15 protein-coding genes are annotated in these 14,720 nt (G+C 38.0%); 8 read left to right on the top strand and 7 right to left on the bottom strand.

The genetic code is table 11. The features are described from left to right. From CRO15_RS19830 to CRO15_RS19500, 7 genes are all read left to right on the top strand, one after another. A partial coding sequence (locus CRO15_RS19830) for a hypothetical protein (RefSeq protein ID WP_097047533.1) occupies positions 1–1,110 on the top strand: 1,110 nt, incomplete at its 5' end. A 21-nt stretch (positions 1,111–1,131) separates the two neighbouring features. Continuing rightward, the gene (locus CRO15_RS19525; RefSeq protein ID WP_097047532.1) at positions 1,132–3,153 is read left to right on the top strand and encodes an Ig-like domain-containing protein; all 2,022 of its coding nucleotides are present in this window, start codon (positions 1,132–1,134) and stop codon (positions 3,151–3,153) included. Between the two features lie 5 nt (positions 3,154–3,158). Further along, complete coding sequence (locus tag CRO15_RS19520) at positions 3,159–4,115, top strand: PorP/SprF family type IX secretion system membrane protein (RefSeq protein WP_097047531.1); 957 nt, start codon at positions 3,159–3,161, stop codon at positions 4,113–4,115. Between the two features lie 72 nt (positions 4,116–4,187). Then, complete coding sequence (gene idi / locus CRO15_RS19515) at positions 4,188–4,727, top strand: isopentenyl-diphosphate Delta-isomerase (RefSeq protein WP_097047530.1); 540 nt, start codon at positions 4,188–4,190, stop codon at positions 4,725–4,727. After that, complete coding sequence (locus tag CRO15_RS19510; RefSeq protein WP_097047529.1) at positions 4,717–5,124, top strand: 6-pyruvoyl trahydropterin synthase family protein; 408 nt, start codon at positions 4,717–4,719, stop codon at positions 5,122–5,124. The genes idi and CRO15_RS19510 overlap by 11 nt, the downstream gene beginning before the upstream one ends. A 1-nt stretch (position 5,125) precedes the next feature. After that, on the top strand, positions 5,126–6,094 hold the full coding sequence (locus CRO15_RS19505; protein ID WP_097047528.1) for a type I phosphomannose isomerase catalytic subunit: 969 nt from the start codon (positions 5,126–5,128) through the stop codon (positions 6,092–6,094). A gap of 24 nt (positions 6,095–6,118) precedes the next feature. Then, positions 6,119–6,391: a hypothetical protein gene (locus tag CRO15_RS19500; RefSeq protein WP_097047527.1), complete on the top strand. Its 273-nt coding sequence runs from the start codon at positions 6,119–6,121 to the stop codon at positions 6,389–6,391. Between the two features lie 8 nt (positions 6,392–6,399). Here the strand turns inward: CRO15_RS19500 and CRO15_RS19495 are convergent, their stop codons facing one another. From CRO15_RS19495 to CRO15_RS19475, 5 genes are all read right to left on the bottom strand, one after another. Further along, positions 6,400–7,092 (bottom strand): DUF4369 domain-containing protein, encoded by a 693-nt coding sequence (locus tag CRO15_RS19495; protein ID WP_097047526.1) that lies wholly within the window; start codon positions 7,090–7,092, stop codon positions 6,400–6,402. Positions 7,093–7,202: 110 nt separating this feature from the next. Further along, entirely contained in the window at positions 7,203–8,021 is an 819-nt protein-coding gene (locus CRO15_RS19490; RefSeq protein WP_165770009.1) for a tetratricopeptide repeat protein, read from the bottom strand. 207 nt (positions 8,022–8,228) lie between these two features. Beyond that, positions 8,229–9,491, bottom strand: coding sequence for a DUF819 family protein (locus tag CRO15_RS19485; protein WP_097047524.1), 1,263 nt, complete (start codon positions 9,489–9,491; stop codon positions 8,229–8,231). 36 nt (positions 9,492–9,527) lie between these two features. Continuing rightward, positions 9,528–10,325, bottom strand: coding sequence for a Cof-type HAD-IIB family hydrolase (locus CRO15_RS19480; RefSeq protein ID WP_097047523.1), 798 nt, complete (start codon positions 10,323–10,325; stop codon positions 9,528–9,530). A gap of 1 nt (position 10,326) precedes the next feature. Then, positions 10,327–12,531: a DUF5916 domain-containing protein gene (locus CRO15_RS19475; protein ID WP_097047522.1), complete on the bottom strand. Its 2,205-nt coding sequence runs from the start codon at positions 12,529–12,531 to the stop codon at positions 10,327–10,329. Between the two features lie 168 nt (positions 12,532–12,699). Between CRO15_RS19475 and CRO15_RS19470 the strand changes: the two genes are divergently transcribed. Next, positions 12,700–13,467 (top strand): S1/P1 nuclease, encoded by a 768-nt coding sequence (locus tag CRO15_RS19470; RefSeq protein ID WP_097047544.1) that lies wholly within the window; start codon positions 12,700–12,702, stop codon positions 13,465–13,467. On the opposite strand, the gene CRO15_RS19465 is transcribed toward CRO15_RS19470, so the two are convergent. After that, positions 13,468–14,064, bottom strand: coding sequence for an alpha-ketoglutarate-dependent dioxygenase AlkB family protein (locus CRO15_RS19465; protein ID WP_097047521.1), 597 nt, complete (start codon positions 14,062–14,064; stop codon positions 13,468–13,470). Positions 14,065–14,072: 8 nt separating this feature from the next. Continuing rightward, positions 14,073–14,705, bottom strand: coding sequence for an MOSC domain-containing protein (locus CRO15_RS19460; RefSeq protein ID WP_097047520.1), 633 nt, complete (start codon positions 14,703–14,705; stop codon positions 14,073–14,075). Positions 14,706–14,720 lie beyond the last annotated feature (15 nt).

Here is a 14,720-nt window from a genome sequence, read left to right as displayed (position 1 = left end):
GACAACCTCAGTGTGGACGATGCTGATTCGGACCCTAACAACGAGATCCAGGACCTTGAGGACGTTATCGGCGAGGATGCCAGTGCAGGGAACAACGCCATTACGAACCTGGCCGACCCTACCAATGCACAGGACGCCGCGACAAAGAACTATGTTGACAACCTCAGTGTGGACGATGCTGATTCGGACCCTAACAACGAGATCCAGGACCTTGAGGACGTTATCGGCGAGGACGCCAGTGCAGGGAACAACGCCATTACGAACTTGGCCGACCCTACCAATGCACAGGACGCCGCGACAAAGAACTATGTTGACAACCTCAGTGTGGACGATGCTGATTCGGATCCTAACAACGAGATCCAGGACCTTGAGGACGTTATCGGCGAGGATGCCAGTGCAGGGAACAACGCCATTACGAACCTGGCCGACCCTACCAATGCACAGGACGCCGCCACGAAGAACTATGTTGATAGTCTTGCAGATGATGATGTTAGTGTAACCAATACGGTTACAGGTAATCGTATTGCTACAATTTCTGAAACTGGTATTACTCCTGTGGATATAAATGAAACGGTAACATCATTATCTCAAAACACAACTACTGGTGTAATCAGTTATACTGATGAAGATGGTGGAGCAGCCGAAACTGCCAATGTAGTAAGCGCTACTAATACAGCCAATGAACTTATTGTGGGAACTGATGGAGGAGCTTCTTTTGAAATGACAGATATTGATGTAGATGGAGATGGAACTTCTGAAGCTACCGTTGATGCGGCTATGGCAGATATTACAAAAGTTACCGCCAAATCAGGAAGGATTTTCTATCCTCCATCTATAGCGGTGGATGCTTCAACTGTAGGGCCAGGGACGCCTATCAATCTTTATAGTCAGTATGTAGCACAATATGGTACTCCAGCAGTAAAAAGTCCATCAGCACCCGCTGCCATTCCTACCTATTTGGCAGGTGAATTGCATTACTATATAACATATTACGATACAAGTGTTTTTTCCGGAGTTACTGTAAGTGATGCAGGAATCATGAATTTCACAGTGGATGCGGTGCCAACAGATTACAACTCGTTGATCAACGTAGTATTTGTGGTAAAATAACAATAAAGACTAGAAAAGATTTTGAAATTAAACAACTTACATAAGTCTTTATCTTTAGGAATATTTATCCTGTTTTTTGGGATTAACTTTTCGAATGCACAATTTTTACTTCAAGCACCTAGCGGTGGAGACGAAAGTAATTATCAATGGTTTGAGGCTTCGGATTTGGGAACGGTTCTCGGCACCAATTCCTTTTATGAAGCTACTCAACCGGGCGTATATTTTGCCACCTATGATGGCACACTTTGTGGATCCAATGCAACTGGTTATTTCATATTAACGGAGTGCACAGCTCCTGAGAATGAAGTAACCTTAGACATCTCTGAGAGTATTTCCTCTGGAGCAGCAGTAAGTTGGAGTCCTCCATTGACCGGAGATCAAACTCGACCTACCGTAACAAGCACTATAAATGTGGAAAGATATATAGCTACAATTACCAAAGTAGGAAACAGTAGTGAACTTCCTCGTTTTACAGTGGTATGTATGAGTCAAGCTGGGATCTTGGTAGATGATTTAATAGCTGTCAACGAAGATGATTCAGTTATTGTACCCATTTTTGCCAATGATACAGATGTGGTTACGGATGGTATTTTAACTACAACAAACCCTTCTAACGGAACGGTTTCAATTAATACCAATGGTACGGTTAATGACCCAACTGATGATATAGTGACCTATACACCAGATTCTGATTTCAATGGGACTGACACTTTTGATTACACCGTATGTACTTCAGGTGGAGCTTGTAGTTCTGCAACGGTAACAGTAGATGTAATTCCAATTGTTGATGCAATTGACGATTCAGCAGTCACGGAACTAGACATTGCGCTTAATATTGATATTTTAGCTAATGATAATGATGTGCCCACTTCTGGTACATTAACTGCGACTAGTCCAACCAATGGAGTTGTGATCATTAATAATAGTGGTACTCCAATAGACCCATCTGACGATTCTATAACATATACGCCAAACCCAGGTTTCTTGGGTACAGATACATTTGATTACACGATTTGCGATGGAAGTGGAAACTGTAGTACAGGAACAGTCACGGTGATGGTTAATCCACCAGGGATTAACTTGGATAGTGATAATGACGGTATTGTAGATGCCTTTGAAGACCTCAACACCGATAATGATAATGATCCAACCACTGATCCAACGGATACAGATAGAGATGGAATACCAGATTATTTAGACATTGATAGTGATGATGATGGAATACCAGATAATGTTGAAGCACAACCAACAATTGGTTATATAGCACCTAGTCTAGTAGATGCCAATGATAATGGTTTAGATGATGCATATGAAACTGGAGGGAATACTGGTTTGATTCCAGTTGACTCAGAAGCTGATGGATTGCCAGATTATGTTGATGATGATAGCGATAATGATAATGTGCCAGATCGTATAGAAGGCCATGATCAAAATCAAGATGGAGTGGCAGATGCAGTATTCACTGGATCTGATAAAGATGACGATGGTCTGGATGACGGCTACGAAGGAAGTACCGTTCTTGATGTGGATGTCAATGATGAAATAGATGACCCAAGTACAAGTTTGTTGGATACAGATTCAGATGATGTCCCTGACTATAGGGATACTGATGACGATGACGATGGTATTGAAACCATAGATGAAGATTTGGATGAAGATGGTAACTATGCAAATGATGACTCAGATGAAGATGGCATACCCAATTATCTAGATCCAGATCTTGGGCCAACACAAGTAGATCCAGTAGATGTAATAAACGTAATAACACCTAACGGTGATGGTATACATGATGTACTCACCATAAATAACCTAGAAGATTATCCAAACAACACAGTAAAAATTTATAACAGATGGGGTGTGCAGGTTTACGCAACCAAGGCATACAACACAACTGGAAATGTTTTTGATGGCACTTCCGAAGGAAGGGTAACGGTAGATAAGGACAATAAGCTTCCTGTTGGCACGTATTTCTATATTATAGATTATGAAGATTTAAATGGAAATATGAAACAACTTTCTGGTTACCTATATATCAATAGATAAAAGAGATGATTACTGTGGAGAACAAAACATTTAAGAAAAGAATACTACAGCAACTTTTTGTATGTGTATTTGGTATTATGGGCTGTGTTTATGGTCAACAAGATGCCCAATACACGCAATATATGTACAATACAGTTAGTGTTAACCCGGCCTATGCAGGTTCTAGAGGACACTTGAGCATTGCAGCCCTTTATCGTAACCAGTGGTTAGGGTTGGATGGTGCGCCAGAAACACAGACCCTTAATCTCCATACGCCAATGGGCTATAGAGGAGTAGGTGTAGGGGTTTCTGTGGTCAATGATAAAATAGGTCCTACTTCGGAAACCTATTTTGATGTGGATTTCTCCTATACCATTCAAACGTCATTAGATGCTAAATTAAGTTTTGGACTTAAGGGTAGTGCCCATATGTTGGATATTAGATATTCAGAATTGGACGAGTTTGAGATTGACCCTCAATTGCAATCACAACAGGATATCAGAAATAAATTCTCTCCAAATGTTGGAGCAGGAATTTATTATCATACAGAACGTTTTTATGCTGGAGTCTCTGCACCTAGGTTGCTGGAAACCACTCATTTTGATGAGGCTTCTATTTCTACCGCCACGGAACAAGTAAACTTATATTTGATTACGGGATATGTATGGGATTTAAATCCTTTTTTGAAGTTTAAACCAACACTTTTGACCAAAGCGGTCAAAGGAGCACCAGTACAAGTAGATTTGTCTGCCAATTTTATGTTGAATGAAAAGTTTATTGGCGGATTGGCGTATCGATGGGATGCAGCTTTCAGCGGTCTTTTTGGTTTCAGGATATCCGATGAGTTTTTTATTGGTGTAGCCTATGATCGTGAAATCACGGATTTAGGGGCGGCGACCTTCAATGATGGATCCTTTGAAGTAATTCTCCGATATGATTTTATTAAAAATCTTGGCAACCTTAAATCCCCGCGCTTCTTTTAGAATTCAACAGTTTTAGTAACATTTTAAGGACTGTATCTGGATATTTCTTGACAAACGTCATATTTTTACCCTATGAAAGAGGAAAATGTGATATTGGTCAATCAAGCCGATGAGCCCATTGGTTTGATGCCTAAAATGGAAGCCCATGAAAAAGCGGTTCTGCATAGGGCTTTTTCTGTTTTTATTATGAATGATCATGGAGAGACCATGCTTCAACAACGAGCTGGGGATAAATATCATTCACCATTGCTTTGGACCAATACTTGCTGTAGTCACCAACGAGATGGAGAAACCAATATAGAAGCTGGCAAGCGTCGACTTTTGGAAGAAATGGGTTTTCAAACTGAACTTAAAGAATTGTTTTCCTTTATTTATAAAGCTCCATTTGATAATGGACTTACGGAGCATGAGTTAGATCATGTGATGATTGGGCACTACAATGGGAATCCATCAATAAATCCTGAAGAAGTTGAAGATTGGAAATGGATGTGTCCATCAGCCATAAAGGAAGACATCGCCGCTAACCCTGGACAATATACAGTATGGTTCAAAATAATCTTTGAACGTTTCTACAATCATTTAATGGATAACGCCAATCAAGATGAAGGTTAAGGTCAGCAGAAAGGCGAGCTTTAATGCCGCCCATAGATTACATAGACCGGATTGGAGTCCAGAAAAGAACAATGCTGTTTTCGGTAAATGTAACAACCCAAGGTATCATGGACACAATTATGAACTTATTGTTAGTGTAGAAGGGGAGATTGATCAAGAAACCGGCTTTGTTATAGATTTGAAAGTACTTAAGGATTTGATTAGAATGCATGTAGAGGAATCGCTGGATCATAAAAATCTTAATGCAGATGTTCCTGAGTTTAAAAATTTGAATCCAACAGCAGAGAACATTGCAGTAGTCATTTGGAATAAACTTAGACCCCACATAGAAGAAACCAAGAAATTAGAGGTGATACTTTATGAAACACCTCGTAACTTTGTAACTTATTCAGGATAAAATGGCATTATACCCCTTAAAATTTACCCCAATTCTTAAAGAACGTCTTTGGGGAGGAACTAAACTTAAAGATGTATTACGGAAACCCATAGAAAGCGATATCACTGGTGAAAGTTGGGAACTTTCCGGGGTTCGTGGAGATATTTCAGAAGTTTCCAATGGCGTTTTTAGTGGAACATCTTTACAGGCTTTGATTAATGAAAGAGCTGAAGAGTTGTTGGGTAAAAGTGTTGTGGAACGATTTGGAAAGGATTTTCCAATCCTTATAAAGTTTATAGACGCTAAACAGGATTTATCCATTCAATTACACCCTAATGATGAACTGGCCAAAAAAAGGCACGATTCATTTGGCAAAACGGAAATGTGGTATGTAATGGATGCAGACCCCGGTGCCAAACTCATTGTGGGGTTCAATAAAGATGTAGAAAAAGAAGAGTATGTAGAAAGCCTTGAGAATGATACCCTTCTGGATTTGATGAATTATGAAGAAGTAACGGAAGGGGACACCTTTTTTATAAATACCGGTAAAATTCACGCTATTGGAGCAGGAGTGCTGTTGGCTGAGATTCAACAAACATCTGATGTTACCTATAGAGTATTTGACTTTAACCGAAGGGATAAAAATGGGAATCTACGTGAGTTACATACAGATTTGGCTATGGATGCCATTGATTATTCTAAAAAGGATGATTTTAAAGTAAACTATTCCAATAAGCAGGATGCAGTAAACGAAATGGTGGATTGCCCTTATTTTAAGACCAATTTCTTGGAACTTAATGATAATCTGGATCAAGATGTTTCTGAAAGGGATTCTTTTACCATTTATATGTGTGTTGGAGGAGAGGCTGAGATTACCAACGATTGGGGTTCTGTATCAATAAAAAAAGGAGAGACACTACTCGTTGCGGCGGAAAGCAAGTCAATCCATATTGATACCAAGGGAGCTAAACTTTTAGAAGTAACCATTTAATAGTACATTTGAAAAAACAGTAGTATGGCAAGTATTCGTGATTTAAAGAAGGATGTCAATTTTGTTTTGGGAGATATCATTGAAGCAGTTTATCTATGGGAAGCTGGTTCCAATAATAGGGATTCCGAAGAAGGAACAATTATTATTGATAAGGCCATTGCGGTGTTTGATGACCTCATGGATAAAATTCACCAAAAAGACGTGGACAATAACAAGGCACACTTTAAGGATATTCGTGCGCAGTTAGAGGAAAAAGCTACTGAATTGGTAGAAGAACTAAATAAACTTGGAAGTTAACCAGGTTTTTACTTATCCAAAAATCTTTTAAATTCTTCTCCGTATTTGGAAGATGCCACTTTGGGCGTTAATACTTTGTACACAGAATCTAAATACTTTGGATTGGCTTCTAAAGCTGATGTCAACATGATGTAGGGTGTTACATAAGAATCACCATTGTTTAGACCAAAATTGAGCGTATACCGGTATTTACCCACTATATTTTGATTTACCAGGTTTTGAATGGAATCCAAAGCCAACGAATCTTCCTGAAACTTGGGCAATCCACTTTTTTGGATAAGCGTTAGTTCGCGAAGATTAAAATTGGTCATCATATCATTGAACTCCTGGAACTTTTCATGGGATTTTGATCCATAAATTTCAGGGCCCATATCAAAAGTATTCCAAGAGGTGTTTATTATTATCTCCCCTGACTCTCCAAAAAATGGAATTCGGTCATTGATATCGTTGTTATCCTCCTTCTTGAGATAGAGGTAGAATAGCTCAGGAGTTTTAACCTCTTGCGAAAAAGAGAATGCACCGTTTCCTTCAATCTCCAAAGAATCCAATGCTACCAAAGTAGAATCTTGGAAATGTTGCAAAAAAAGCGTTCCTTTTTTCAGACCTTTAATATTACCAGAAACAGTCATCGTGCTTTCGGTCTTTTTTTCACAAGACAAAAAGGCAATACCAAATACCAATACAAATAGAATCCTCTTCATTTTAAAAATTTAGCGAGGCAAATATCAAAATATTTATTGAAATACCTTAGCTGTAGACTAAAGAGATGGAGATAATTTAAAGAAAGAATACTGAAATAATATTGAACGGGCTAAGAATCAGGGTTTAATTCTCTCTGCTTATTTGTTGCTAAAAGTAAATTAGTATTAGGAATTGTTGCTTTTCTATAAGAAGCTTTTGCACATTTGGTATTTCCTAGTTTTTCGTATATCAATGCCATTTGGTAGTGCGCTTGGGTATATTGTTCCTCAAGTTTCAGTGCCTGTTGGACAGCATGAAAAGATTGGGCGAAGAGATTCTCATAATAATATTCTTTGCTCAATTTCAAATAATTTTGTGCATTAGGTGTTGTTCTGGCTTCTTCTTCAAAAATGGAAAGTATGGAGGTTTTGTTGGATGAGATTTCCAAGTATTTTTTAGCATACAAATCAGAACTGTTGTTCGTAAGTACCTTTCTTGCAAGTTCCGAAAGCTGTTTCCAGTTTTCCTCTCGGTGATATACTTCCATTAAAAAGAGATATGGGTCTTTTGACTTTGGTGAAATTGCAATGGATCTTACCAGAAGCCTTTCAGCTTCGTCATATCTTTTATGTAGCGCCAAGAAGTTGGCATAAGCACACAAACTAGATGATTTGCTCTTTTCCAATCTACATGCAGTTCTATAATGATGTTCCGCTTTTTTTGTTTTGCCCAGTAAGTTTTTTACAATGCCTAGGTTAATATGTAATTCATTATCACTTGGAAAGGTTTCTAAGCTGGTTTCAAGATGTTTTTCAGCACCTACATAGTTACCTTGATCAATTAACAATATTCCCTTTTGGATGATATCATTGTTTTGAGAGTGCCCGTTATTGGAATAATAATTTGAAAAAGTGATGTAAATTAGTGTGAGTATACCTATACAGGACAAGCAAAGTTTTTTTCTATTCTTCCAGTAAACTACAACACCAGCCACTTGATAGTATTAAGCGATGGAGATTGTCCATGAAATATCAAATCCCCATGAATTAATAGCGTGAAGATAGGCTTGGTCAACTATATTGTAAGTGACTGTTTAACAAATGCTTGTTATGGATTGACGAATCGCTCAATCCATTTGATTTGAGGCTTTTAAAAACTAAACTTTTGAGGCAACCTCCATTAAAAGAGCACATAAGTAAGCCCCGGCAGTGCCCACCACATAGCCAAAAACGGCTAGAAGAATACCTACAGAAGTCAATGAAGGATGGAATTCTGCGGCTACCACTGGTGCAGAAGCTGCCCCACCTACATTGGCCTGACTTCCCACAGCCAAGAAAAAGTAGGGAGCTTTTATGAGTTTGGCAACAAGGATTAAAAGCCCGGCATGAATGAAAATCCAGACCAAACCAATGGCAATTAGACCTGGGTTTTCCATAACCTTACCCAAATCCATTTTCATTCCAATGGTGGCAACCAAAATATAAATGAACATTCCACCAATCTTGCTGGCTCCAGCTCCTTCATAATTTTTGGCCTTGGTAAAGGACAATCCAATACCAATGGCTGTTGCAAAGACCACCATCCAAAGGAATTTGGACCCTAGAGAGGATAGAATTTTTTCTTTGTTTCGGATAACTTCAAAGTTATCTTCCAAAAATCCGGCAAAATGATGCCCTAAAAAATGTGCAATGCCCACTCCTGCAAAAGCATATAACAACATCATCATTAAATCATGGATGGATGTTACCCTAGCTATTTTTGCGGTATAGGTAGATACTTTTTCCTTTAATTTTTCAATGGAGGAAGTATCAGCTTGTAACCATTTATCAATCTTTTTGGTTTTTCCAATTCCCAATAACAGTATGGCCATCCATAAGTTAGCTACAACAATATCTATCAGTACCATACCTCCGTATTTTTCTTGGTTGTATTGAAAAACTTCCAACATTGCTGCCTGATTGGCACCTCCACCGATCCAACTACCGGCTATGGTTGCCAAACCTCTCCAAACAGCATCAAAATCGTTTCCACCGACAGTTTCTGGTGAAAAAATGGACACAATCAAAATAGCCAATGGTCCGCCAATAACAATACCCGCCGTTCCTGTAAGGAACATGATCAAAGCTTTGGAACCTAAATTGGCTATAGCTTTTAAGTCTATGCTCAAAGTCATTAAAATAAGAGCTGCTGGTAATAGATATCTACTGGCGATATAATACGTTTGGGATTTGCTCTCATCTACAATTCCCGTACTTGCCAGAATAGCCGGTAACAGATAGCACATCAAAACTGTGGGAACAATTCCATAGAATTTCTTCCAAAAACCGGTTTTAAAAGAAGAAGTATAAAATACAAAACCTAAACAGAGACAGAGTAGACCAAAGATTACGGTATCTTCGGTGAATGGTAGTTGGTCCATAGAATTATTATAGCAGTATTTTCAAATATAGGAAAATCAAAGATGGTCTTTGATAAATTGTGCTACTCCATGATCTTTGTTGCTAAGCGTTACCTTTTTTGCAGCTTCTTTGGCCTCTTTTCTTCCATTTTCAACGGCTACACCATAGCCTACATGCTGTAACATTTCAACATCATTGTAATTATCTCCAAAAGCAATTACGTTATCCAGAGATTCGTTGGGTAGTAATAGGGATTTAATGGCCAAAAGTTTTGAAACGGATTTTGGAGCTATTTCAATAAGCGTGTCGTTGGAACGATAACAATTTACTTTGGAAGAGAAATTGCTTTCCAACATAGGAGCAATGGCATCCATTGTACTTTTGGTGCCCATTAGCATTATTTTATGGGGACCAATATTGTTTCTCTCCCATCTTTCCAAAGTTTTACTGGTAGTTTCAAGAATTGGCTCTGCTTTGGTGTGGAAAATTTCCTTTTGTACCCTCTCAGAAGTTTGGTCAACACACCATTCATTTTTATGGTAAAGTCCAAGTTTGATATTATCGGTTTGGCAGATAGTATTTAAGTAAATTGTTAGTTCAATGGGAATCATTGAAGAACTTAGTTGTAAGCCTTCTTTCTGTACCAATGCACCGTTGTAACAAATGATGGGGTTTTGTTCTATCCCCATCCTTTTTTGAAGGTATACCATGGACTTTGGCATTCTTGCCGAAACCAAAATAATCCGCATTTGCTCTTTAATACGATGTATTTCGGAAATGGTGAATTCAGACACATCGTTTTTTGTGGAAAGCAGGGTGCCGTCCAAATCGGAACAAAGAATTTTAAAATTCATTTTAGATATTTAGCCAGTAGGTTAGTTTTAGGTTAATGGACCTATTCCTTGGCATAAAAGAATTTACAAAATAATTGTCGTTATAGACCAAAAAGAGGTCGGAAAGTGGAGCAAAACGCCATTGCAATCGCGAATTGAAACCTAAATTGTCCCTCTGGTTGCTATATTGTACCAAAGTGGACCAAAATACAGATTTGCTAAAAGTGATATCCACTCGCGGAGCAACTAACCAAATGTCTGCTCTGGAGTGAGGAGATGGCAAATTAATATGGTCATAATTAAGACCTAGCGACATATTTATCTTAGGCTGAAACCTAAGGTTCAGATCAGCTTCCAAAGAATATCTGGTTCCATTGAAAAAACCACCATATGAAGGTTCAAGACTGTATGAAAAGGCTTTTCTGCGATCAGATCTATACTCCAGTTCAAATACGTTAAAATAATATCCAGTGTTGGCGGGTAAAGCTACTGCATCATCTTTACCGGTAGGTTCAAACTCATCTGTTAAAAAAATGAAATTGTTGGTATAGGAGGCTTCCAGTTCTGATAGATTGTTGAACTCCGCCCCCCATTCAACATTGATCATATGGTCTGTGTTCTGGTACTCCAAATTTGGTCTCCAGGTAAATATGGAGAAGATTTCAAAACCATGGTTGTTTATTTTGCTATCCTGACTTTTAGGCCAAAAATTACGGTTTACACTTCCCGCAACCTTAAAAATATCTTTTCTTGGAATAAAACCTAAATCAGATTGAAATTCCTCATCAACATAAACGGCATCTACAAATCCTCCATAATTCTTGGAGTTATAGGCCAAGAATGCACCGGTTGAATAATTGCCCTCGCTATCATCTGGTTGAAAGGATTTATGCCCATATATTTTACCTCTCCATACATTGTCAGCAGATGCTAAATTATAATCCATTCCAACCACTCTGTTATATTCTTCACTTTCATCCAAAAAATCTGGAGAGTCAAAAGTTTGTCTATTAATAAAGAACATACCAATGTTGGATCTAGAGAATACTTTTTGCTGTAAGGTCAGCATCATATTGTTATTGGAGGCTATTTCGTTTTCGGCATCTTCCTCTGTTTGAATACTTAAAAAACCAAGGCGTAGGTTATTGTTGAGCTTTCCACTTAAACGTACCCCGCCAATAATTCTGTTTTCTATAGTATTATCATCCTTGTCCTTGGCAATCCCTATTCTCCTTGAAAAGAATGGATTGGAATCCCTACGTCCTCCAAAATTTCCAAATAGATCACTGTTGTCAATAAAAAATTGACGCCTTTCTGGCAGGGAAACCTCAAAACGGGTGAGATTGGTGATAAAATTATCAACTTCCACCTGTGAGAAATCAGGATTTACGGTAATGTCTAAGTTCATACCATTACCTATGGCAATTTTTGCATCTCCCCCAACCTTAACATTATTTTTTGAATCATCATTTTCATAATCCTTTCCAGAAAATCCATTTAAGTAAGGAATTATGGCAAGTGGAGTTCTTGATTTTCCCAACGGTCTTTCAAAAATCATATCTCCCATAAAGGCTAGACTGACGATGAACTGGTTTTGCGGTATTCTTATCCAGGTGCTACGTTCATTGGCCTGCATATCAAACCTGTAACTGTTGAATCGCCATTTGGTTTCTCCTTCCCGAAATTTGAAAGAAGTCAATGGAATGGCCAGTTCTGAAATGTAGTAGTTGTCGTGAATTTTGGATTCTCCTCGCCATTTTACATCCCAAGAAGTTGTAAATCCATTCCTATCGCTACCACCTCCTGATATAAGGGCTTCTCGCCTCACACCTAAGGGATTGATGCCAAATAAAAAAGCATTGGTCCCGTCATTAAAGGTGTCAAAAAGTAGACTTATATTGTCACTGCCACCTGCTCTATAATCTCTTCTTAAAGAAGGCGTTATATAGTCTTTTCCTTGGGTTTCTTGTCTAATTCCAATATACAATGTGGTATCGTCAAACAGCATTTTAATATCTGTTTTTTGAGTTGCCAAAATAGAATCTGATGGAAAGTTTTGATTGAAATTATGTGCACTGTCTGCTGTTTCCCAGACAGATTCGTCTAGAATCCCATCTACCTTAATGGGTTGAGAAATGTATTTTACAGTAAAACTTTTGGGTTGAGACTGGGCAAAAAATAGAAATGGTGTAAGCGCTGCAGCGAATACAAAATAAAATCTTGACATTGGATAATTTGAGTTAGCTGCCCAAATTTAAGGGTAAGCTTCGTTAAAAAAATCCCAAAAAACGACTTACCCCATGCACTTTTAACAAATGATTACTAAAACACAATTCCAAGAGTTTTTTCTGCTTATTTAATGTTCAGTTTTTTACATTTGAAAAAACCATCAATCATGAAGAAAATAATTGCCTTGTTTTTACTGTTTCCAATATTGGGTTTTACCAATTATTGGGGTAAAACGGGCCATAGGGTTACTGGACATATTGCGGAAAACCATCTTACAGGAAAAGCAAAGCGAGCTTTGAAGGATTTATTGGATGGGCATAGTTTGGCTTTTGTTTCAACTTTTGCCGATGAGATCAAAGCAGACCGTAAATATTCAAAGTTTTCAGCCTGGCATTATGTCAATTATCCTTTGGACATGCGTTATGAGGATGCACCCAAAAGCAAATATGGGGATTTGATAACTGCTATTGAAGAATGCACGCAGATTGTTAAGGATAAGGATAGAAGCAGGGAGGATAGGGTGTTTTATCTTAAAATGCTGATTCATTTAATTGGTGATTTGCATCAACCTATGCATGCCAGTAGGGCTGAAGATAAAGGAGGGAACGATATTCAGTTACAGTGGTTTGGAGAGGGAACCAACTTACATCGGGTCTGGGATAAGAATTTGATTCTTTCTTATGGAATGACTTATACCGAACTTGCCAATGAACTAGATCAGGTTTCAAGGAAAGAACGCAAAAAAATACAAGAAGGAACCATTTATAATTGGGTTGATGAGTCTCATAAGTTATGTGGTAAGATCTATGAGTCTGCTGAGGTTGGAGAAAAGCTTGGGTATCAATACAGCTATAAGTATAATGATATCCTATTTCAACAACTGCAAAAAGGAGGTCTAAGACTGGCCAAAGTGTTGAACGACTTATTTGATTAGTTAGATAATTACCCGAAATGTTAGATTAATTCGTTCCCCAATATTTTTAGAGGTTTTTGGTATTTGATGATGCCAGAAGTGCTGTGTTTCCCCTTGCATTAACAATAGGCTACCATTTTCCAATAGTATTTTGTGTTTTAAGCTCTTATTTTTTTGATGCCGTAAATGAAAAAAACGTTCACCTCCCAAGGATACGGAAGCTATAATTGGGTTTTGCCCTAATTCTTTTTCATTATCGGCATGCCAACCATTACTGTCCTTTCCATCTCGATAATAGTTTAAAAGACATGCAGTGAATTTGGTCTGCGCTTTTTTTTCAACCATTTTTTTTATGCTCAACAATTCTGGGGTGAACTCGTGGGGCTGCATAGTGATACCTGAGTATGTATAGGTTTTATCATTGTTTCCATAAAGTGCAGTTAATCTTGGTTGGTCATAAACCTTTCCAAAGATTTTTATTTTGTCCTGTTGCCAGGGAATTTCTCTTTTCAATGTTTTGAAGTAGGAGTCCGCATCTCTATTTTCAAAGAAATTTGGATAATATGTGATATCACTATCGGGTAGGTACAAGATTATTTTTTCTGAGAACAGTCCCATTAAGCCCGCTATAAAATTTTTTTTAAACGCTCTCTTTTATATTGGGGTAAAGCTTCATTGTCAATGGCCAGTTTTACAATGTCTTTATCTTTCTTTCTAGAAAACAATAATCGATAAAATTGTTGAACGGTCAAGGTGTTTTCAGATTCTTGGACCAATTTTAGAACATCTCCAACTGTTACTTCTCCTTCCTCCAAAACACTGACGTAGGTTCCTGGGAATCCATGGTCTATAAATTGTTTCAGAATATCTTGTGTCTCAAACTTTACTCCCAATTTAAAACAAGGTTCTCTTGGTTGTGTAACCTGAACCAAAGCTGTTCCTAAGCGATATATGTTGCCTATACGTAGTTTTGATTCATCCAAACCTTCGACAGTAAGGTTTTCGCCAAACATGCCCCAATTCCAATCTAAATCAGGATACTTTTCTTTCCAATAGGGATAGTGGTCCGTTGAAAAAAGATAACAGGCTTTGTAAACACCTCCATGCACCTTTCTATCTGCAATAACATCATTGGCCACAATTTCCCTTTCTAGAGTAATGGGTTGGTTTACAGGTTGTTTATAGATACCTGTAATCAATTCTTGTCCATTCCATTGTATTTTGGTTGGTCGGGCAATGTTAGTGCTTATTATTTCCATACAATGAAAATAGAT

This window comes from Flagellimonas pacifica (assembly GCF_900215465.1).
Classification (GTDB): Bacteria; Bacteroidota; Bacteroidia; order Flavobacteriales; family Flavobacteriaceae; genus Flagellimonas; species Flagellimonas pacifica.
Note: the sequence above shows the minus strand (reverse complement) of the source record. Positions and strands in the feature narration are given on the sequence as shown.

Bases quoted from the DNA above. Each gene is read 5' to 3' on its own strand.
- CRO15_RS19520 (WP_097047531.1), top strand. From the start codon at position 3,159: ATGATTACTGTGGAGAACAAAACATTTAAGAAAAGAATACTACAGCAA.
- idi (WP_097047530.1), top strand. From the start codon at position 4,188: ATGAAAGAGGAAAATGTGATATTGGTCAATCAAGCCGATGAGCCCATT.
- CRO15_RS19510 (WP_097047529.1), top strand. From the start codon at position 4,717: ATGAAGGTTAAGGTCAGCAGAAAGGCGAGCTTTAATGCCGCCCATAGA.
- CRO15_RS19505 (WP_097047528.1), top strand. From the start codon at position 5,126: ATGGCATTATACCCCTTAAAATTTACCCCAATTCTTAAAGAACGTCTT.
- CRO15_RS19500 (WP_097047527.1), top strand. From the start codon at position 6,119: ATGGCAAGTATTCGTGATTTAAAGAAGGATGTCAATTTTGTTTTGGGA.
- CRO15_RS19495 (WP_097047526.1), bottom strand. From the start codon at position 7,092: ATGAAGAGGATTCTATTTGTATTGGTATTTGGTATTGCCTTTTTGTCT.
- CRO15_RS19485 (WP_097047524.1), bottom strand. From the start codon at position 9,491: ATGGACCAACTACCATTCACCGAAGATACCGTAATCTTTGGTCTACTC.
- CRO15_RS19480 (WP_097047523.1), bottom strand. From the start codon at position 10,325: ATGAATTTTAAAATTCTTTGTTCCGATTTGGACGGCACCCTGCTTTCC.
- CRO15_RS19475 (WP_097047522.1), bottom strand. From the start codon at position 12,531: ATGTCAAGATTTTATTTTGTATTCGCTGCAGCGCTTACACCATTTCTA.
- CRO15_RS19470 (WP_097047544.1), top strand. From the start codon at position 12,700: ATGAAGAAAATAATTGCCTTGTTTTTACTGTTTCCAATATTGGGTTTT.
- CRO15_RS19465 (WP_097047521.1), bottom strand. From the start codon at position 14,064: ATGGGACTGTTCTCAGAAAAAATAATCTTGTACCTACCCGATAGTGAT.
- CRO15_RS19460 (WP_097047520.1), bottom strand. From the start codon at position 14,705: ATGGAAATAATAAGCACTAACATTGCCCGACCAACCAAAATACAATGG.